This window comes from Undibacterium sp. Ji22W (assembly GCF_049340305.1).
GTDB lineage: Bacteria > Pseudomonadota > Gammaproteobacteria > Burkholderiales > Burkholderiaceae_D > Undibacterium.
This window is the reverse complement of the sequence record NZ_JBMPOU010000003.1, coordinates 1,147,175-1,168,730: the sequence shown is the minus strand read 5'-3', so window position 1 is coordinate 1,168,730 and position 21,556 is coordinate 1,147,175. Positions and strand designations below refer to the sequence as shown.

Annotated in this window: 19 protein-coding genes; 7 read left to right on the top strand and 12 right to left on the bottom strand. The window is 46.7% G+C overall.

Features of this window, described 5'->3' with window-relative positions:
* From ACO0KW_RS17580 to mpl, 12 genes are all read right to left on the bottom strand, one after another.
* Positions 1–2,057 (bottom strand): retention module-containing protein (locus tag ACO0KW_RS17580; protein ID WP_423054660.1); only part of this gene is annotated, 2,057 nt, incomplete at its 3' end.
* A 91-nt stretch (positions 2,058–2,148) separates the two neighbouring features.
* A complete protein-coding gene (locus ACO0KW_RS17575) occupies positions 2,149–2,790 on the bottom strand; it encodes a response regulator transcription factor (protein WP_423054659.1) in 642 nt (213 codons plus the stop codon).
* Between the two features lie 3 nt (positions 2,791–2,793).
* On the bottom strand, positions 2,794–4,206 hold the full coding sequence (locus ACO0KW_RS17570; protein ID WP_423054658.1) for an HlyD family type I secretion periplasmic adaptor subunit: 1,413 nt from the start codon (positions 4,204–4,206) through the stop codon (positions 2,794–2,796).
* Positions 4,203–6,407, bottom strand: a complete 2,205-nt coding sequence (locus ACO0KW_RS17565; protein ID WP_423054657.1) for a type I secretion system permease/ATPase — start codon at positions 6,405–6,407, stop codon at positions 4,203–4,205. The genes ACO0KW_RS17570 and ACO0KW_RS17565 overlap by 4 nt, the downstream gene beginning before the upstream one ends.
* Before the next feature lie 253 nt (positions 6,408–6,660).
* A complete protein-coding gene (gene corA / locus ACO0KW_RS17560; protein ID WP_423054656.1) occupies positions 6,661–7,635 on the bottom strand; it encodes a magnesium/cobalt transporter CorA in 975 nt (324 codons plus the stop codon).
* Positions 7,636–7,651: 16 nt separating this feature from the next.
* A complete protein-coding gene (mtgA, locus tag ACO0KW_RS17555; RefSeq protein WP_423054655.1) occupies positions 7,652–8,344 on the bottom strand; it encodes a monofunctional biosynthetic peptidoglycan transglycosylase in 693 nt (230 codons plus the stop codon).
* 2 nt (positions 8,345–8,346) lie between these two features.
* Positions 8,347–9,204: a shikimate dehydrogenase gene (aroE, locus tag ACO0KW_RS17550; protein ID WP_423054654.1), complete on the bottom strand. Its 858-nt coding sequence runs from the start codon at positions 9,202–9,204 to the stop codon at positions 8,347–8,349.
* Entirely contained in the window at positions 9,201–10,097 is an 897-nt protein-coding gene (locus tag ACO0KW_RS17545) for an energy transducer TonB family protein (RefSeq protein WP_423054653.1), read from the bottom strand. The genes aroE and ACO0KW_RS17545 overlap by 4 nt, the downstream gene beginning before the upstream one ends.
* 34 nt (positions 10,098–10,131) lie before the next feature.
* On the bottom strand, positions 10,132–12,216 hold the full coding sequence (locus ACO0KW_RS17540) for an RNB domain-containing ribonuclease (RefSeq protein WP_423054652.1): 2,085 nt from the start codon (positions 12,214–12,216) through the stop codon (positions 10,132–10,134).
* Between the two features lie 35 nt (positions 12,217–12,251).
* Entirely contained in the window at positions 12,252–12,908 is a 657-nt protein-coding gene (locus tag ACO0KW_RS17535; RefSeq protein ID WP_423054651.1) for a chorismate--pyruvate lyase family protein, read from the bottom strand.
* Positions 12,898–13,467: a YqiA/YcfP family alpha/beta fold hydrolase gene (locus ACO0KW_RS17530; protein WP_423054650.1), complete on the bottom strand. Its 570-nt coding sequence runs from the start codon at positions 13,465–13,467 to the stop codon at positions 12,898–12,900. Before ACO0KW_RS17530 ends, ACO0KW_RS17535 begins: the two co-directional genes overlap by 11 nt.
* A gap of 16 nt (positions 13,468–13,483) precedes the next feature.
* Positions 13,484–14,920, bottom strand: coding sequence for a UDP-N-acetylmuramate:L-alanyl-gamma-D-glutamyl-meso-diaminopimelate ligase (gene mpl, locus ACO0KW_RS17525; RefSeq protein ID WP_423054649.1), 1,437 nt, complete (start codon positions 14,918–14,920; stop codon positions 13,484–13,486).
* Positions 14,921–15,073: 153 nt separating this feature from the next.
* Between mpl and ACO0KW_RS17520 the strand changes: the two genes are divergently transcribed.
* From ACO0KW_RS17520 to ACO0KW_RS17490, 7 genes are all read left to right on the top strand, one after another.
* Positions 15,074–15,682 carry a hypothetical protein gene (locus ACO0KW_RS17520; protein ID WP_423054648.1) on the top strand — a complete coding sequence of 203 codons (609 nt, stop codon included), beginning with the start codon at positions 15,074–15,076 and terminating at the stop codon, positions 15,680–15,682.
* Positions 15,672–16,211 carry a TlpA family protein disulfide reductase gene (locus ACO0KW_RS17515; RefSeq protein ID WP_423054647.1) on the top strand — a complete coding sequence of 180 codons (540 nt, stop codon included), beginning with the start codon at positions 15,672–15,674 and terminating at the stop codon, positions 16,209–16,211. The genes ACO0KW_RS17520 and ACO0KW_RS17515 overlap by 11 nt, the downstream gene beginning before the upstream one ends.
* Before the next feature lie 81 nt (positions 16,212–16,292).
* On the top strand, positions 16,293–16,730 hold the full coding sequence (gene aroQ / locus ACO0KW_RS17510) for a type II 3-dehydroquinate dehydratase (protein ID WP_423054646.1): 438 nt from the start codon (positions 16,293–16,295) through the stop codon (positions 16,728–16,730).
* Positions 16,731–16,854: 124 nt separating this feature from the next.
* Positions 16,855–17,322, top strand: a complete 468-nt coding sequence (accB, locus tag ACO0KW_RS17505; protein ID WP_423054645.1) for an acetyl-CoA carboxylase biotin carboxyl carrier protein — start codon at positions 16,855–16,857, stop codon at positions 17,320–17,322.
* A 113-nt stretch (positions 17,323–17,435) separates the two neighbouring features.
* Positions 17,436–18,803, top strand: coding sequence for an acetyl-CoA carboxylase biotin carboxylase subunit (gene accC, locus ACO0KW_RS17500; RefSeq protein ID WP_423054644.1), 1,368 nt, complete (start codon positions 17,436–17,438; stop codon positions 18,801–18,803).
* Between the two features lie 141 nt (positions 18,804–18,944).
* Positions 18,945–19,865 (top strand): 50S ribosomal protein L11 methyltransferase, encoded by a 921-nt coding sequence (gene prmA, locus ACO0KW_RS17495; RefSeq protein WP_423054643.1) that lies wholly within the window; start codon positions 18,945–18,947, stop codon positions 19,863–19,865.
* Positions 19,866–19,888: 23 nt separating this feature from the next.
* Positions 19,889–21,523 (top strand): DUF3426 domain-containing protein, encoded by a 1,635-nt coding sequence (locus tag ACO0KW_RS17490; RefSeq protein ID WP_423054642.1) that lies wholly within the window; start codon positions 19,889–19,891, stop codon positions 21,521–21,523.
* Positions 21,524–21,556 lie beyond the last annotated feature (33 nt).

Here is a 21,556-nt window from a genome sequence, read left to right as displayed (position 1 = left end):
GAGACTTGTTGTACGCCTGTGTCAGTTCCCAATACTGCAGAACCAGAAGATGGCGTCACGTTCACTGTCGTCGCTGTCGTGCTGGTGCCGCTCAAGGTGACACTAAAGACTAAATTACCACCTTCACCTGCGGTCGGACTAGAAACGCCGACCACTGTCAATGCCTGATCTTGAATAGCTGTGGTTATGCTGCTGCTACCCAAAATGGCATTTGTTGGAGATGAAAGATTAATCTGGAAATTCTCACGCCCTTCAAAAACGGTGTCACTATTAATTGCGACAGTCACTGTTTTACTCGTTTCACCCGGCGCAAAGTTGACAATTCCATTGGATGCAAGGAAATCGGTGCCGGATATGGCAGTACCGTTTGTGGTGCCATAGCTCACACTAATCGGCGCGACGCTAGTGCCGCTCAGAGTAATCGTATAGGTTGCAGTACCAGTAGTCTCATTCACCTCAGCTGGACCACTAATACTTACTGCGGGAACTGCAGCATCAACAATCGTACCCAGTCCCACGACGGGACTCGCATTCTGTGGCGTATTGGCCGCCAAATTAATAGTCTCGTTTCCTTCTAACAGACCGTCAGCAATGGTCAGAATACGCACCAAAAATGTACTTGCTCCAGCTGGCACACTCACATTGGCACCAAGAACGGTCCAAGTCACGCCGCCATCAACAGAGAATTCCTGTGCGCCAGTATCGATTCCTAAAGCTGCAGTGTTCGCGGAAAACGCCACCGCAACTGGAGTCGCAGTAGTACTAGTACCACTTAAGTTAACCGTGAAAATCAGGCTTTGTCCTTCGCCAGCGCTTGGGCTAGAAACACTAGCAACCACCAGTCTGTCATCGTCCAAGCCGCCAGTGCCAGACCCATCGTCACGAATAGCAATAGAGGCGCTGCTATTTCCCAGAGTCGCATTGGTGGGTGTAGACAAATTCACCTGAAAGACTTCACTACCTTCAAATATGCGATCGTCAGCAATATTCACTGTAATTGTTTTACTGGTTTCTCCAGGCGCGAAGGTCACACTTCCACTCGTAGCAGTGAAATCACTACCAGCGACTGCAGAACCATTGGCAGTATTAAAATTCACCAAAACAGATGCTGGGCTCGCTTCGCTCAAGACAACTGTAAAACTAACCGTGCCAGCAGCCTCATTGACACTGATAGGACCATTAATGCTGATCGATGGCACAGCGCCATCCAAAATAGTGCCTTGCGCAATCACATTAGAAGTATTTGTTGAGGTGCTGGCTGAAAGAGAAAATGATTCAGTTCCTTCAATCACACCATCATTTACAGCCACCACACGAACAATCACGCTAGTCACGCCAGCTGGAACCAAGACGCTGCCGCTTAACGGTGTAAAAGTCAGTCCTCCATCAACCGAAACTAGCTGGGTAGAAATATCAGTCCCAATAACGGCAGAACCAGACAACAAAGTCAAGTTAAGGGCTGCGGGTGCTAAATTATTACCACTCAAATTCACCAAAAATTCCTGAGCACGGCCTTCAGCACCGGAGGCTGCAGTGACAGAGAGCACCTCTGTAGAACCGGTTTGTTGAGCTGAATTAGCAGGCGTGGGAGCAAAAGGCTGCGCTTCAGTAGTAACCTCAGTATTAGCAGAAATCGGGGTCACATTTTCTGCGATTCGCTCGACCCGAACAAAACCATTTCCATCGCCAGCATCACCACCACCTAGACCAGCAGCGGTTTCTTCCAGCAATTTATCCAGGCTATTTTCACCTATGACGGCATTGGTAACATTTTGTGGAGACGCATCGGCTGGCAAAAGCGCAGCACTGGCGATTTCCGATTGGTTTGGCGCAAAAACGGTCGCATCCAGCGTGACCGTTTCGTTTTGACGGATCAAATAGTTATGACCGGAATCAAAAGCAAGTTCAACCTGAGCACCAGGCGCGGCAATAATCACGTCTTTTTCATAGACGACGTCGCCGACTTTTAGTTGATGTTGCTTACCATCGGGAGACTTGATGATAGCTTGGCCTTGAAGTGCAACTACTTTGCCAATAATATTTGTCGAATTTGCCATTATGAGTCTCCAGACGGATAAAGTGAATATCCAGACTCTAACAAATCTATTTCCCTAGGATAATTGTACCTAGGTACTAGAAAACATCTTTTTAACTATCTTTTACAAGTAAGGCAAGTTGCAAACGATTCTTTAAATGCAATTTATCTAAAACAGCACCGACATGCGCCTTCACCGTTCGCTCGGTAATACTCATTTTAGTAGCAATTTCTTTATTACTTAAGCCTATTGCAATCGCCTTTGCCACTTCAAGTTCACGGCCTGTTAAAAGGCTTGCCCACTGTCCAAGTGCTTTTTCCAATTTAAGCTCTTCGGGAGCACTATTACCCAGGAGTTTTTGCATAATGGATTCGCCGATCCAAATGCCTCCTTGCTCTATCACACTCGCAATATTCAGTAAAACCTCGGCTCCCGCATGCGTGTTGCTGTACGCTTTTGCCATCATGGAAAAAGCCGCCAAGGCTTCCAGATCATTCGGAATATCGCTCATAACAACAATTAACGCGTGCGGTGTGACGGCTTTTAGTGCAGATACTTGCTGGGCGATAGTTTGTCTATCATGCAGATGTAGCCACACTAAGGTTTTGGACCCGCGCGACAATTCAGATGCAGATAATTCTGACAATCTAACTGGCCGGGCCGAGGGAAATGCTTTCTTTAAAGAAATCGGGACATCCATTGATTCAGAGCAGAAAAAGTGTGCCGTCAGGCAGTTTTGATCAAACAATTTCATCACCTAGCGCTCAGTAAATGCCGCCTGCTTTGCACGCAAAACAGGTTTTAGCATATAGGAAAGTATGGTTTTCTTACCGGTAATAATATCGACTTCAGCAACCATCCCGGGAATAATCGGTTGACCGCCTTCTAGGGTAGCTTTATCGGTCGTAACACGTACGGTATAAAACGTATTACCTCTCTCATCAGTCACTGAATCAGCACCGATATGTTCAAGTTTTGCCTCAAGACCACCGTAAGTCGCAAAATCGTAAGCAGAAAACTTGACCACCGCTTTCTGTCCTGGAACAAGAAAGGCGATATCTTTTGGTGCAACTTTCGCTTCTAAAATTAATTTCCCATCGCTAGGCACAACTTCAACGACATCTCGCCCCGGCTGTACCACACCGCCAACTGTGTTCACCAATAAACGCTTTACAGTACCACGTACTTGCGAACGAATCGCCGACTGCTTTACTTTGTCTGCGAGACCGGTGCCGCTCTGTATTAAAGAATTCAAACGTGCCATCGTTTCAGACAATTCTTTACTCGCACTATTTCGCACAGCCAATTCCACTTCTTGGATCTTTCGGCTAGCCTCATTCATAGCAGCACCTGAACGCGCAATTTGCGCGGTTGCAACATCGCGCTCCCCCTTAAAACGCGACACGTCTCGCTCTAACCTCAAGAGTTCAACCTCTGAAACCGCTCCGGTACTTAATAATGGTCTGGTAACCGTTAATTCTTTCAAGCTCGATTCATAGGCGTTGGACGCCTGTTTCTGGCGGGCGATACCCTCTGCTTGCTCCTGGCTACGCTGTTCATACTGCTGTTTGGCGATCGAGACCTGGGCATTCAATTCAGATGTTGCGGTTTCATACAACTTCTGTTCTTCTTGAGCAGTTTTGGGATCTTCGGTGACCACTTCGGGTGGCGGTACGAATGCCTTACCTTCACCAATTGCCCGCAGACGCGCCGCTTTTGCAGTCAAGGACAAATAGAGCGAGCGATTTTCGTTGACTGACGATTCAAAACGAGTCGGATCGATCTGAAGCAAAATCTGCCCTTCATTTACTATCTGCCCTTCTTTCACCAAAATATCAGTCACAATCCCGCCATCCAGACTTGGATAAACCTGTAACTGCTGCGAAGGAATTACTTTGCCCTCACCTTTCGTAATCTCATCGACGTGGACAAAAGCGGACCATACAACGAACAAGATACAAAACACCAAAACGGCATGTAGCAGCACACGGGCGCGCAATGGCTCTTGCTGCGCAATAATACTATCCGCATCGACCATAAAATCTGACTCAGGCAGACTAACATCATCTCGCCATCGTTGTAGCCAACCACCCGGTGTCATGCCAAGGCGTAGACGCAACTTTTCCAGAAGCGAGACTAAGCCTAAGCCAAAGCGCTGCCAGAATTTCATAATTTAGCTTTTCCTATTTGTCCGGTCTGCAAGGCATGCATCACCTGATCACGCGGCCCATCCGCTACGATCGTACCGTGATCGACGACGATGATGCGGCTCGCCAGATCCATCAAGCTGGGACGGTGCGTGACAATAATCATGGTCTTATGTTTACCATAGCGACCAATTCTGTCCTTAAATTGCGCTTCGGATGGATAATCCATGGCACTGGTAGGCTCATCCAACAACAATACCGGCGGATCTAACAAGGCGGCACGAGCAATCGCGATACTTTGTCGTTGACCACCTGAGATCGATTCGCCACGTTCACTGATTTGCATATCAAAGCCTTCAGGATGACTATTCACAAATTCAGTCAAACCTGCTAACTCGGCCGCAGCTACCACCGCTCTATCATCAGCATAAGGCGCACGAATCGTAATATTTTCGCGCAAGGTGCCATAGAACAGCATGGAATCTTGTTCGACATAGCCTAGATTACGCCGTAAATCGGCGGGATCAAGTTGACGCAAATCCACATCATCAAGCAGAACGGCACCCTTGGTTGGCGCATACAAACCCAATATCAGTTTTTCTAATGTCGTTTTTCCCGAACCTATGCGACCAATAATGACAACATGTTCGCCTTGAGAAATCTTAAAGCTAATGCCACGCAAAGCTTCTTCGGTGCGACCTGGATAACTAAAATGCACATTCCGGAATTCGATCTGACCTTTAATTTCAGGTCTATGCACAAACGCAGTTTCATCACTACGTTCAGTCGGCGTTGCCATGATTTTTTCTAGCGACGCCAAGGAATTTTTCGCACCTTCAAACTGCAACATCAAACCGACCACTTGCGATACTGGTGCCATCGCTCGACCCGCTAACATGGTAGAGGCAATCAAGCCACCCATCGACATCATTTTTTCTTGAATCAAATACACACCAGCGATGACTACCGCTACGTTCACCAATTGTTGAATTGTCGACGCGCCATTAATACTTGATGACGATAACAACTTTAATTCAGAGTTCACTTTCGCCAAAAAAGCGGTAGTCTTTTCCCACTTAGCTTGCATCTGACTCTCAGCGCCATGTGCCTTAATCGTTTCTAAAGCCGTCAAACTTTCAACCAGAGTTGAATTACGCAGAGCGGCAGCGCGGAAGGTCGTCTCGGACAATTCACGCATTTTGTGCTGAACCATATAGCTGTAAATCACCACCAAAATGATGCCAATGATCGGTAAGAGTGCGATAGGCCAGGCAATCCACACTAAAGCAAACAAAAACAAAATCGCGAAAGGTAAGTCAATTAGCGCTGTCACAGTCGCTGACGCAATAAAGTCGCGTACCGCTTCAAATGAACGCAAATTCGAGGCGAATGCACCGACCGATGCAGGGCGTTCGGACATACGCATACCCAAGACCCGTTCCATAATCAAGCCGGATAATTTTAAGTCAATACGATTACTTACCAAATTAATGAAGTGACCGCGCAAGACACGAACAGCATAGTCCAGCAACAAAACCAAACTAATACCGCCAGCAAACACCCATAAAGTCTGCAATGCAAAATTTGGCACCACACGATCATAAACGTTCATCGTGAACAGGGGCATCGCTAGGGCAAACAAATTAATTAATAGGGCAGCAGCCAGAATGTCTTTGAAGATAGGACTCTGCTCTAAAACTGCACCCCAGAACCAATGGCGTTGAGGAACTGCGACGAGAGGCGGCGTACGGCGGTCAAAACGAAAATGCGGTCGCGAGAAGATTGCAACACCGGTGTAACGCGTAGTTAATTCTTCCACACTCATGCTTACCGCGCCTTGACCGGAATCAGGCATCAACAATTGCGCCCGAGCACCATCACTGCTCCAACTTTGCAATAGACAGGCTTCGTTATTTTTCAACAACAAAATTACTGGCATCAACGCCGCATCAATTTTGAGTAAATCACGGCGAACCACTTTTGCTGAAAAACCGGCATGTGCTGCGGCTCTGGCAAAAAGTGAGGGAGTCAGTCCAGCAGCGGGCAAAGGCAAACCGGCAGTCAATGCAGCACGCGTACTCGGCCTGCCGTGAATTCTGGTCAGCTCTACGAGACAATCGAGCAAAGGATCGCGGTGCAAGAGATCTTCTCGGATTCCCGAGCCGAAACCGATCCCACTTGTTGCTTGTTCTGATTTTGAAGTTACGCTGTCGTGCTGAGTCATTCGTTGGCCGCCATCGTGGACAATTCAGGAATACATAAAGCTCATTCAATGCCTTTGAACTCTCACTTTGGGAGTCACAGACATCACATAGAGCGCATCAGTTCATTTAATCGCAAACTAAGCATGAGCTATGGCGAAAACTGATCTGGTTGATTTTACAATAGCAATAATTTTCTCGAAAGGAATATTAATACTAAGCAGTTGATATTTACAATTATTAACAAACATACACCAAAGTTAGATCGTTTCAAAATTATTTCAACCAGCCCCGATGTTTAAAATACCAAAAAGGCGTGATGGCGGAAACTAGCATCAAACCCAAGGCAAACGGATAGCCCAAGCTCCATTCCAATTCCGGAAACCACACTTTGAAGTTCATCCCATAAATACTCGCAATCAAGGTTGGCGGCAAAAAAGCAACCGAAGCGACCGAGAATATCTTAATAATCTTGTTCTGGTTAATATTAATAAAGCCGACCGTCGCATCCATCAAAAAGTTGATTTTGTCAAATAAGAACGAAGTATGACCATCGAGTGATTCGATATCACGCAAAATCTGACGCGCTTCTTCAAACTGTTCTGCATTTAACAATCTGCCACGCATCAAGAAGCTGACCGCACGCCGCGTATCCATCATGTTACGGCGGATACGACCATTCAAATCTTCCTCTTGCGCAATCGCGTTCAAGGCAACTGCCGCATCCTGATCTGAAAAATCTTTTTGCAAGACGGCACGACTGACCTCTTCCAGATTTTGGTAAATACCTTCCAAGGCATCTGCAGAATACTCAGCATCGGTCGCATACAAATCCATTAACACGTCTTTGTAGTCGGCAATCGAACCGGGCCGAGAACGTGCCCGCATTCTGACTAAACGAAATACTGGTAAATCCACGGTATGTACTGAAAACAAAATTTCACGCGCCAAAATGAACGCGACCGTAACGGTGCGCGCTGGCTCATCGTCGTCGTCATCATCAATCAGAAAATCGGTACGTAAATGCAAGTCGCCATTATCTGCCTCGTAATAACGTGCCGATGCTTCGATGTCTTTAACTTCATCTTCACCAGGCAGGGTCACGCCATAAATACCTTTAACCCATTCGCGTTCTTCTTCGTTAGGATCGGTCAAATCCACCCAGACCGGCAAAGTATTTTCTAAGTCTTCACGGCTTTCGATATGGATCTGACTCAAACGTCCATTGTGCAATACGAATACATTGATCATGTTCAATCCTTAATCGCTACGGTAACTCCGAAGAGTTCATGCGACGTAAAATAATTTCACTGCGTTTTTGCAAATAGCCTGAGCTTGTATTCTTATCATAATACCTTGGCTTGGGTAGCATCACCGCTAAACGGGCGGCTTGCATCGGTGATAAAGCGGCAGCACTGATCCCATAATAATGTCGTGCCGCAGCTTCTGCGCCAAAAATGCCGATGCCCCACTCCACCGAATTCAGATAGATTTCAAAGATACGCTCTTTGTCCATACACATCTCTAGCATGTATGTAATGATCAGTTCCTGCCCTTTACGATAGTAACTGCGCTCACCTGATAAGAACAAATTCTTCGCCAACTGCTGAGTGATAGTCGAGCCGCCCGACACGACTTTGCCTTTTTTCTTATTTTTCTCGAAGGCTTTTTGCATCGCCTCCCAATCTACGCCATCGTGCTCCGAGAATCCATCATCTTCTGAGGCAATCACCGCACGTTTCAGATTTTTTGAAATTTTCGAGTAACTCACCCACTGATGCTTCAGCACAAATTTAGGATCCTTGGCTTGCAAGATGGCTTCTTGTTGTCGCATAAAACTGGTAGATTCGGGATTGAAGCTACGCCACCAGACTATCTGCAACAAGAAATACAATTGCAGCAATATGAAAAGTCCTAAGGGTATGACAATTAGCCAGAATAAAATACGCTTCAATTTCATCCTCAAACACTCCCTTTTGTTCGAAAATGCGCCAACACTCTAGTCGTATCTGGCCGCACGCCGCGCCAGATAAAAAAGGCTTCTGCCGCTTGCTCAATCAACATACCCAAACCATCACGGGTCTTGGCACCGCATTGCTGTGCATACCGATTGAAACTCGTGACGGTATCGCCATACATCATGTCATAGGCCAAACTAGTTGAAGCAAAAACGTGCGCTGGGATCGGTGGCACTTCACTTTGTAAGCTGGCGGAAGTAGCATTAATAATCACATCAAAACTCTGCTTTGACGCTTCATCAAGTTGCTGCCAGGATTTAGCGACAACATCGGCGAACGACAAGGCCTGCGCCACATTCTGCAATTCCTGTGCTTTAGACAAAGTGCGATTCGCTATCGTCAATAAAGCGGGTTGCTCCTGCAGCAGAGGCAATAAAGCACCGCGTGCAGCGCCGCCAGCACCAAGCAACAATACACGCTTGCCGCGCAATGGTGTTGCGGCATTTTGCGTGATATCGCGCACCAATCCTATGCCATCGGTATTATCGGCAATGATTTTTCCATCGACAAAACTTAAGGTGTTCACCGCGCCGGCCATCTGTGCGCGCTGACTCAATTGATTTGCTAAAGTGAAGGCTTCCAATTTAAAAGGCACTGTCACATTCGCACCTCGCCCCCCCTCTGCGATAAACATCCGCACCGTTTCTACAAAACCATCAAGTGGTGCCAGCCTCGTTTGGTAGTCGATCACTTGTCCGGTTTGTTCCGCGAACATCGCATGTATTAACGGTGATTTACTGTGATGGATTGGATTTCCAAAGACGCAATAATGATCGATGTTGGTCGTTGTCAAAACACTCATTGCTGACCTCCGCGCATCTCCGTCTCCAATTGCTGCTCCCGCGTAAATTTAAAACGCGTGATCACGATCCAAATGTCGTCTTTATCTTTTGAACGCATATTCGGTGGAAAATTACCAAAGGGTGCGGCCTTGCGAATAATTTTCAAAGCTGCACTATCTAAAGCAGCATTGCCCGAGCTCCTTTCAATTTTCGGACCACCACCTTTTTCATAAATTGTGCCATCTTGAAAAATCGGAATATAGATGATCACTTCACCGTATAATTTTTTCCCATTCACCTGAGGAAAATTAATCGTACCGACTTCCTCCACTTTTTTCTGCAAAGATTTGTAGTAAATTGCGTGCCCTACTGCTTGTGTACTCGGTGACAAAAACGTTTTGCGGGGGCGTTTGTTTTGATCTTCTATGGCTTGTGAAATTTCTGCTATCGAACGCGCCAATGCTTTATTGCTGTCGATCTGATCACGTCCATTTTCAGCCTGTAGATTATCTTCCAGCTGTTTTTTATCGAGGATACGCTGCGATTTAAAACGCGTTTCATTCCGCACTTGATCGATCAATTGACGTTGGCGCTCTTCCAGCTCTTGAATCTTTCTCTGCGCGACCAAAACACTGTCGCCATCTTCGGTTCTGCGCATATCCGGCAACGGCGATTTGGCACGACCTTCGTCGTTCGCACCACCGCCATCCAAATTAACTTGCGCTAATGCTTGCGCCTGCATGGGACGTTTGGCGTGTTTTGCGTTGACCAAAATGATTTCCAACCCAGGATCTTCCGCCGCGACTGGTTCAGCTTTTGGCATCACAAAATGCACCATCAGCACGATGGCGTGAAAGAGCACCGAAACAATCACGGCTGCGCTCAAAATTAAATTATCGAGAATTATTTTCACAAATCAAATCCCATGCTGCTTTTTCTATTCGACTTTAAGCGACGTCGCCTGATTCCTGCTGATCGTTTTCAACAAGTTCTGCGACCGAGTTCGACTCTTGCAAAGGCAAATGTTCTGCACCTTCGATTATTTCTGCAGACACCTCGGCTTGAGCGGAAACATCTGCAAGGCTCTCGACTTCATCTTCAGGTGCGTCTTCCAAATCTTCTTCGGTCAAGGTCGTCAGCATTTCCAGCAAACGCACTTCGATACTGAGATCCAATTCATCCCAACGGATAACTTCGAGTCTGACTTGCGCTCCGCGCGCCATTTGCGGCATGCCGGGCAAACGAATAATCAAAGGGATTTCTAACAAACGCAAGACTTCATCTTTTAATACAACAGCATCAACCTGATGACGATCTTCCTGTCCTAACCAGCGCAAACACCAATAACGTTCCATATTCGTCTGGAAGTCTCCGTAGGCTGCATAAGCCGCGTCAAAGCCGGAGACAATCGCAAACAAGTCGGCATCTTTTGGTTTAAAAGGCGCGACCAATGCAGCGGTCACACCATGCTGGACGCACGCTATGATTTGCCATTGATTGACTAAGTCAGTGTAGCGACGTAATGGCGATGTACTCCACGCATATTGATCGACACCCAAACCTTGATGCGGAGCGGCGTGTGTGACCATGCGCACTTGCATCTTGGCCGCCCAACCACCTGATCCACCGCCCTGTGCGCGATAAATACCAGGAATACCATGATCAGCCAGCAATTTACCCCAGGTACTGTTCGCTAAAATCATCAACTCAGCAACGATCTTATCTAGTGGAGCACCACGCTTACGGCGCACGATGCTGACCACATCATCTTCCACATAAAAATTAAAATCGACGCGATTGGTTTGCTCTGGCTTTAAGCCGAAACTTTCACGCTTGACCATACGCCCAGCTTCTAACACTTGCACCCATTTCCATAACAAAGAAATATCGGCCTTGTGCGCGTACTCGCCGGCGTCAATTGCCAAATTCTCTTCCGTGACCAAAGTGTCGAGTTCATTATGTCGGAGGTTGGAAGACATAAAAATTGCCTCCACCTTGGTCTCACTGCTGAGTATGCTCCAATCTTCAGTATTGACCGTCACATACAAAGAAACCGCAGGACGCGTTTGTCCTTCGCCCAAGGTATAAATCTCTACCAATTCGTCTGGCAACATCGTGATTTTATCGCCCGGCATATATACCGTCGACATTCGACCGCGCGCAATCATATCCAGAGCATCATTGCGCTGGATACCTAGAGTTGGTGCGGCGATATGTATACCTACTTTGACAGTATTTGCATCAATATGCGTAATTGAAAACGCATCATCGATCTCGGTTGTCGTCACATCATCAATTGAAAATGCACGCACATCCGCCACTGGCAGATCCTGTGGCAAACTTGGGAGAGACGTTTGTGGAAAGCCCGCGCCTTTTGGAAAATGTTCAAGCAAAAATTTGGACAGGTGAAAATCTTTAGCGTTTTTCAATCCACCGCTCGCCAGCATCAAACGCGCTGGATTCATCTGTAATGCCGAGCAGGCTTCGACTAAAGCTTTATACTCAATGCTATTTTTGTCCGGTTTAAACAGTAATTGCAAACCTAGACTTTTGAATTGTTCCGGCAATCGCAATTGTTTCAATTCTTCGACATATGCCGCTTGAATGATTGCTTGTTGCTTCTTCTTTTCTATACCCGCCAAGGCCGCCTTCAACGCCGCTTCGGGTGCGCCTTTATAACGACCACGACCTTTTTTATAAAAATAGAATGGCGCTCCATGCAAGGCGTAAATCAAACTTGCGGCTTCAACCGGCTGCGGCGCATGTCCAAAATATTCTGTGCCCAATTCAGCAAAACCAAACTCTTCCTGACCCGCCACTTCCCATAGAAATTCCAAATCAATATCGGCAGCTTGTTGTTTGGCTTGCTCTAACAACTCTTGCGGCGTCGGCGTCGTGAATTGTAATAAAACATCTTTCACTTTCACCTTCGAACGCTTACCACTGGCAAGTTCGACCTGGTAGGCTTCGCCTGCTTGTGATAAAACACTACCTGCCTTGAAATCACCGGATTCTTCAAAAAATAAATTCATGCTGTCTGTCTTCTAAAAATACTTACGTCTCTACGTTACCGCGACGCTACGGAATTTGGGCGCACTACCAAACGCAAATCCTGCATTGTCGGCAAAAATACTTCTGTTACCAATAACTTTGCACCGTGGCGTATAAACACTGAACGTCGCGCCAACAAAGAAGGGCTGACATCAATACCGTGTTGAATCAAATCACAACGCTGTATGCGGCGCATCAAAGGATGGGACCAACTCAAACGTGCAAACTGCAATTCTCCTCGCCGCACCATAGGATCATTGAACAAAGTTGTGCCCAATGAACGGTTTCCCAAGGATGCGAATAAGGGCCACTCTTGCGCGTTCGCAGTGAGCGGCACGATGGTATGCGCATACACGACGGCCACATCATCACAACGCAACAACACTTCGCGCCCTACCACTTGCTGTGGCTTAGAAAGGCCAATTTCAGCAAACTCATCAGACAAACACATCGAACGTCCCTGATACAAACGCTCAACCCTAAAATGTTGACTATGCGCCATCAAGCGTGCGGTGAGCGACGCACGATTACTCAGCCAATCTGCCATGAATGACGTGGTCTGCACGCCATTAATATGCGCATGCCAATGCGCGACTCTTGGTCGGTGTAACCGCTTCGCTAAATTCTGCTGCGTCAACGTCATAGACCGTTCTGGTGATAAACTATTCTGCATCACAAAACGCCATAACAGTCTCGATATATTCAGCAAACTCACTCACACCGTGATCACTCCCCTGGATCACAAGTTGTTTCGCCGCCGGATAATGTGCGACCATTTCGCGCCAGTTTAAAACTTCATCACCAGTCGCCGCGATCAAAAAATAGCGCTCAGCCTGGGTAATTTTTTCAATGGCCAATTGCTTTAGTTCAGCGATATACGCATGCTTAAACTCAAACGGCGCATCGCTGTGAAATGCTGTACTCACACCGACATATTTTTCCAAATCGCGCGGCGGTTTAACCGCTGGATTGACCAATACTGCCTTGCAGTGATTTTGCTCTGCAAGATAAGTCGCGTAGTACCCCCCTAAAGACGAACCAATCAAAACCAGGTTATTTCCACGATATTCATCAATTAATTGCTGCGTCAAAGCGATCGCCTCAGCTGGCGACGCTGGCAATTGCGGGCAAACAAATTCTTGCGCGCGTCCGATCTCCGCGAAATGCTGCGACAGCAAGCGCGCTTTAAACGAACTGGGTGAGGAGCGAAATCCATGCAAGTACAAAATCATTGTCATATCAATCGATTTATTCAGGGCTCTGCACCTGAAATTTCTGCGCAAGGGCGTCAAGTAACAGTTGATGCACGCCGCCAAAACCACCATTACTCATCACCAGAATAGAGTCTCCGGGTTGCGCCTCGCTGACGATGTCGCTGACTAAAGCATCCAGTTGATGATATGTCTTTGCTTTTGCGCCTAGGGCGGCAAACGTATCGCTTAAATCCCAATGAATCGCATCTTTACCGCCTTGTGCGCCATACACATACACCAGATCCGCCGCATCCAGACTTACGGGCAATGCCTGCTTAACCGCACCCATTTTCATGGTATTCGAACGCGGTTCTAGCACAGCCAAAATGCGTGCAGTGCCAACTTTGCGACGCAAACCCTGAACTGTGGTCGCAATCGCTGTCGGATGATGCGCGAAATCATCAATTACCTGAATCCCAGCAACTTCGCCACACACTTCCATGCGGCGTTTAACATTAATGAATTCAGACAAAGCGGCAATCGCAGTAGCTGGTGCGACACCGACATGACGTGCTGCGGCAATCGCCGCCAAAGCATTCAGACGGTTATGTGCACCATTTAAATTCCAGCGTACTGTGCCTTGCAATTCAGCGTTAAAATACACCTCAAAATCTTCAGATTCGCCTAATTTCAGCGACCACTCACATGAAGTGTCGAAAGCGGTGTCTGAAGCATAATCACTAAAAAATTCCTTCTCGCTCCAGCAACCGCGTTGTAGGACGCGTTCTAGAGTCTGCTCTTTTGCATTCACAATCAGGCGACCAATACCAGGCACGGTACGGACTAAATGGTGGAATTGCGTTTCAATCGCGGCAACGTCCGGGAAAATATCCGCATGATCGAATTCCAGATTATTGAGGATCGCGGTTTTTGCGTGATAGTGAACAAATTTGCTACGCTTATCAAAAAAAGCGGTGTCATATTCATCGGCTTCAATTACGAAAAAATCGGATTTCTTGCCGACACCTTCGACCGTTTCTCCCGAGAGGCGTGCAGAAATACCAAAATTCAACGGTACGCCGCCGATCAAGAAACCGGGCGCATAACCCGCATACTCCAAGATCCATGCCAACATTGACGAAGTTGTCGTTTTACCATGCGTACCAGCGACCGCCAACACCCACTTGTCACGCAAAAGTTGCTCACCTATCCATTGTGGTCCTGAAACATAAGGCAGGCCACGATTCAAAATTGCTTCCATCAAGGGATTGCCGCGTGACACCACGTTACCAATGACATATAAGTCAGGTTGCAAATCCAATTGTGCCGGATCGAAACCCTCGATCAGCTGAATACCTTGCGCTTCCAACTGCGTGCTCATAGGCGGGTATACATTGGCATCACACCCGGTTACTTGATGCCCAGCCTGTTTCGCCAATACCGCTAGCCCGCCCATAAAGGTGCCGCAAATACCTAAAATATGAATATGCATAAAATAATGCCAACTTTCCAAGATGCATGATCATGAACTCGGCAAGTCTTTTCCTGCACATCCGATTCAATTTGACCAATTTTTTTCAATTGCCGCAATTCTACCTGAGCTACCTGACAGACAGGACTAAACCGAATGCGATATGATGCGCAAATGACGAATTTTATTTTTAATGATGGCGACTCGGTTGCCCAAATACGTGATGAAATTGCATCACTAGCGGCAAAATTCATCGCGGAAGAAGGCGCTGAATATGGCGCAGCCAAACGCCGCGCTGTGAAACAGTTACTTGGCAATCAAAAATTAAACGGCAATATCCTGCCGGATAACGCACAGGTAGAACAAGAAGTTCGCGAATACCAAGCACTATTCTTTGCCGACAGCCAACCAGCGCGGCTCTTACATTTACGCCAGTTAGCGGCTGTCTTAATGCAAGAACTGGCGCAATTTAATCCATATGTGATCGGGGCGGTATTCAATGGCACCGCTGGCGAACATTCTGATATCTATCTGCATCTGTATACCGATAACAGCAAAGATGTTGCGATATTTTTATTGAATTTAGGAATAGATTACGAGGTTTCTGAACACCAGGGAAAACGTGGTGATGCACTGGAAACCTTGAGTTTCATTTACAAAAATGAAGGTGTGCATTTGTTGGTGCACGATATGGACGACTTGCGTCACACCGACAAAAATGAACGCGGCAATCTGGCCAACTTACAAACATTAATAGAAAGCCCTGAAAATCATGATGAATAAACGATTTACACTTTCCGCCATTTTGATCGGCTTGCTATTTGCCGTATTGGGCGCGACAGTCGGCGCAAAGAAGTTTGAACCTGCTCCAGCGGCCGATAGCGCAGCTCAGCAACTGTTTGGGCTGACACTAAATGACGCCAATGCTAAAGCACAAGCAATGAAACAATGGCAAGGAAAATTCCTTGTGGTGAATTTTTGGGCAACTTGGTGTAAACCTTGTGTAGAAGAAATGCCTGAACTTGTACAACTACAAAAAGACCTCGCCTCTAACAATGTTCAATTATTAGGCTTAGGCATCGACACACCAAGCAATATTGCTGATTTTGCAAAAAAATATCAAATTAGCTATCCTGTTTTTGCCGCAGGCATGGATGGCACCAGCATTTCACAAGCCATGGGCAATAAAACGGGCGGTCTGCCTTTCACAGCACTGATTTCATCTGAAGGAAAAGTGGTCAAAGCCTATTCAGGACGCCTAAAAATGCCAGAATTACGTGCAGATATTCAAAGACTGAATGTAAAAAAATAAAAAGATACTGGATTTTTGCTTGCCAATAAGGGGGAATTGACGGCAAAATGCCTGCAACTTCGGCAAACTCATCAAAATTCTATGGCACGCAAGATCTTGCTCATTAACGGCCCCAATCTGAATTTATTAGGCACCCGTGAACCAGAAGTGTATGGAAAACAAACACTTAGTGACATAGAAAATGCAGCAGAGCAACAAATCAAAGGGGCAAATGGCAAATTGCTATGCTTTCAAAGTAATCATGAAGGTGCGTTGATTGACAGAATTCACGCAGCCCGCACCGAAAAAGTCGATGCTATCGTGATTAATCCTGGTGGTTACACGCACACCAGTGTTGCTTTACGGGATGCTTTAGCTGGCGTTGCTATTCCTTTTATTGAAGTGCATATCTCTAACATTCACCAAAGAGAAGCATTTCGGCATCATTCTTACCTTTCCGATATGGCAAAAGGCGTTATCTGTGGTCTGGGTACAGATGGATATCGCTTTGCGATTGACTTTGCATTAAAAAACCTTTAAATTCTCGCATCTTCACGCAATTAACCTACATTACTCATATAAATATTAATTGCGTCCATTCCAATAACAGCATTTTAGCGACCAAAAGTACGCTTAATTGTCTCAATTTCTCAGGAGATTTCACATGGATTTAAGAAAACTCAAGACCCTCATCGACCTCGTCGCAGAATCTGATATCTCAGAATTAGAAGTGACTGAAGGCGAAGGTAAAGTTCGTATTGTGAAATCAGCACCAATACCGCAAGGTCAGATGGTGATGATGCAACCACAAATGCAAATGCAACACGGCATGCATGCTCCCGCAGCTGCACCGATCGCCGCTGCGCCAGCAGCGCCTGCAGAACCGGCTGCAATCGAAGGTCATGTTGTCAAATCCCCTATGGTCGGTACTTTCTACCGTGCAGCGTCCCCTGGTTCAGCACCATTTGTCGACATTGGCAAAAATGTCAATAGTGGCGATACCTTGTGCATCATCGAAGCGATGAAATTACTGAACGAAATCGAAAGTGACTTTTCAGGCAGTATCAAGCAAATTCTGGTCGAAAATGGCCAACCTGTTGAATTTGGTCAACCATTGTTTATCATTGGTTAATATCAGCACGACCAGCTTGATGACGCTATTTGCTTCGCCAGTTGATCTGGCGAAAACAAAATTTACTGCTCCTAAGCTCCCGGGCTGCAACCTCTGCCAAAGCAAAATATATTATGTTTGAAAAAATTCTGATCGCCAATCGTGGCGAAATTGCCCTCCGTATCCAGCGCGCCTGCCGCGAAATGGGCATCAAAACTGTGGTCGTTCACTCTGAAGCTGATCGCGAAGCCAAGTACGTTAAACTCGCTGATGAGTCTGTCTGCATCGGCCCAGCCCCGTCAAATCTCAGTTATCTGAGCATGCCAGCCATCATCAGTGCGGCCGAAGTAACGGATGCTCAGGCAATCCATCCTGGCTATGGTTTCTTGTCCGAGAATGCAGATTTTGCGGAGCGTGTTGAACAATCTGGCTTTGTCTTTATTGGACCACGCGCAGAATCTATTCGCTTAATGGGCGATAAAGTTTCAGCAAAACACGCAATGATAGAAGCTGGCGTACCTTGCGTTCCAGGTTCAGAAGGCGCTCTGCCCGACGATCCTAAAGTGATCGTACAAACCGCGCGTAAGGTAGGCTATCCAGTTATCATCAAAGCGGCTGGCGGTGGCGGTGGTCGCGGGATGCGCGTGGTTCATACCGAAGCAGCGTTATTGAACGCTGTCACGATGACCAAGACTGAAGCGGGTGCGGCATTCGGCAATCCTGAAGTCTATATGGAGAAATTCCTGGAAAATCCACGCCATGTGGAAATCCAGATCTTAGCCGATCAGCACGGTAATGCGGTCTGGTTAGGTGAGCGCGATTGCTCTATGCAACGCCGCCACCAAAAAGTCATTGAAGAAGCACCGGCGCCAGGCATCCCACGCAAAACGATAGAGAAAATCGGCAATCGTTGCGCCGAAGCTTGTCGTAGAATCGGCTATCGCGGCGCAGGTACTTTCGAATTCTTGTACGAAAACGGCGAATTCTATTTCATTGAAATGAATACCCGTGTACAGGTTGAACATCCGGTCACAGAAATGATTACGGGCGTCGACATCGTACAAGAACAAATTCAAATCGCCTTTGGTAACAAACTACGCTTTAAGCAATCCGATATTGAGTTGCGCGGTCACTCCATCGAATGCCGTATTAATGCCGAAGATCCATTCAAGTTCACACCTTCGCCAGGTCGCATCGTCACTTGGCACACGCCTGGCGGCCCTGGTATCCGGGTTGATTCCCATGCGTACGCTGGCTACTTCGTACCGCCGAATTATGACTCGATGATCGGTAAAGTGATCTCCTACGGCGCCACTCGTGAACAAGCAATCCGCCGCATGCAAATTGCTTTGTCTGAAATGGTTGTTGAAGGCATACAAACCAATATTCCTCTACACCGCGAATTGATGGTGGACGCACGCTTCATCGAGGGTGGCACGAATATTCATTACCTCGAACATAAATTGGCGGATATGCCCGTGTTGTCAAAGAAGGCAAAATAAACTTCTTGCGACATTGCTGGTTCAGTAGTTTCCACGACGCGATTGAGATACTATATTCAATCGCGTTTTTTGATTTGATTCGTCCCTATTTTATGTATAGAAAAAATAGGCGAATCTGTTTTTAGAATTTGAGAGCACATTATGGCCTGGGTAGAAATCATCATTGAAGTAGCACGCGATCATGCAGAAAATCTATCCGATGCGTTAATGGATGCGGGTGCATTGTCGGTCTCCGTTGAAGATGCTGACGAAGGCACTGATGCCGAAAAACCTTTGTTTGGCGAACCTGGCATGGAGATCACTGAGCGAGCATGGGAACGCAGCCGTGTCGTTGCTCTAGCGGATACGGATATTGATCACGCAGCTTTAGTAGCCGATGCAGCAGCCTCAATCAAACTAGCAGAGGTGCCTGCTTTCACTACCCGTAGCGTCGAAGAACAAGATTGGGTACGTCTAACACAGTCTCAATTTGAACCAATTCGTATCGGTAAAAATATCTGGGTAGTCCCAAGCTGGCATGAAATCCCCGACCCCCAAGCCTTGGTCTTGGAATTGGATCCTGGCCTCGCATTTGGTACAGGCAGTCACCCTACTACGCGTTTATGCATGGAATGGCTAGAAGCCCATGCTCCACAAAATTTGTCGGTGCTCGATTACGGCTGTGGCTCTGGTATTTTGGCAATGGTCGCCAAAAAATTGGAAGCGAATAAAGTCATCGGCGTCGATATCGATCCGCAAGCCATAGAATCAGCGAATTTCAATGCGGAACGTAATCAATGCGAGATTGAATTTTCACTTCCTGAAGAATTCGGTGAAGCATATCCAGCCTCACATCAATTTGATGTGGTCGTCGCGAATATTTTATCCAGCCCATTAAAGCTAATGGCACCGATGCTTTCTGGACGTGTCGCTCCTGGTGGCGCACTAATTTTGTCAGGCGTACTGGCTCGTCAAGCAGAAGAAGTTGCTGCAGCGTATGCGCCATTTATTCAATTAAGCGTGTGGCAAGAACGTGAAGGCTGGGTTGCTTTACACGGCCGTCTTGACGCCTCTGCCAGCTAATCACTTTTACCTCCTTCATCATCATGGCGCTTGCGACCCAATGTCCTCACTGCTATACCAGCTTTCGGGTCGCTAACGACCAGCTAAAACTACATGCTGGATTAGTACGTTGCGGTTCATGTAAGCGGACGTTCAATGGGATTGAATATTTACTGGCACCAGGTGAAGCGCCGCGGCAAGCTCCGAAGGAAAGCACGGCAGTCACGCCTATACCAACGACTGAATTAGCAAAAATCGCACCCGACACAACATCGGATATCGCAATAGATGCAGGTATAAGTGAAGCGAATGCGAATCCGGCGCCCCATACGCAATCTTCAGCGACGGACGATGCTGACATCAACGTCAACCATGCTTTATCGACGCTGACAGGATCTGCTGAGTCGATTCACAACGAATTAGAGAATCAAGAAACCGTCTTGGATGCGGTGCAAGTCGATCCGAAAGCTATACCCGCGGAGTCCGAACTAAGCGCGACCAATTCGAGCGATAACTTCATTGACCAACTTGCGGTAGAGACAGAGATTGCGAATAGCTCTCCAATTGTAAATTCAAGCGACCTCATATCGCCCACGCAAGAAACGCCAACACCACAATCTGGGAATAATGAATTCAGTTCAACATTTGCGACAGCTAAAGATGAAATTGATGATCGTGCACATTTAGATAGCGAGATAGCAACGATGCCAGTTGCATCGGACGAGCTCACGCACCAAAACAACTTAATGCAGCAATTTTCAGCTCAGCTAGAAACAATAGCACCTGATTTAGGAGCGTCACCAAACGCGGACAAACCCAAGAAAGCACCTGCATTGACTAGTGGCCTAGAATTCGAGCTAACCAATGAAGAACGTGAACTTGTCGAGCAGGCTGACTTACTACATCAATTGGAGTTAGAAAATCGTGCTGCTATTTTAGATGAAGATGCCAAGGAGTGGTCGAAACATGAACCAGGCTTTGATGAGCAGTCACTATTAGCAGCATTCGCTGCGAACGAAGAGTTACGATCTGAAGAAAATCAACTCAACAGAAAAGTCCCTGTTCAAGATGAAAATATTGAAGCATCAGACAGCACGACAGAAAACGAAACACCCACTAGCGATCAAAGTCTGGACGATGACGGTGCAAATCACACACCAGGCTTTGTCTTGCAAGCCGAAAAAAAACGTCGTTATGGGAAATTGCAAACTTTCGCACTGTCTATCACCTGTCTGTTTTTAATGCTCGGTATTGCTGCGCAAAGTATTTATTTCTTCCGTTCGACAATTGCGTCTGAGATGCCTGCCACCAAGCCTCATTTATTACGAGCCTGTCAGCTATTAAAGTGTCAAATCAGCCTGCCTGCAGAGCGCTACATGCTAGAAGTTACTGGTAGTGAGCTACTCATTTTGAACGAAGACTTAAAGATCAATACACTAGCTTTTCAGATTCAAAACAAGAGCAATACTGTACAAGAATGGCCAGTATTAGAATTAACGCTGGAAGATGTACGCGGCAAAACGGTACTACAAAAAGTATTCTTACCAGCCGACTATCTAAGCAACAAGGCAGATGTGGCCAAAGGTATCGCAGCCCGTAGCGAAAGCAATCATAAGCTCTATTTTGAAATCAATGCGAGCAAGGCTTCAAACTATCTGGTTAAAATTTTCTATCCATAACATGTACTGAGTCGGTTCCAGTCTGTTCCAAGA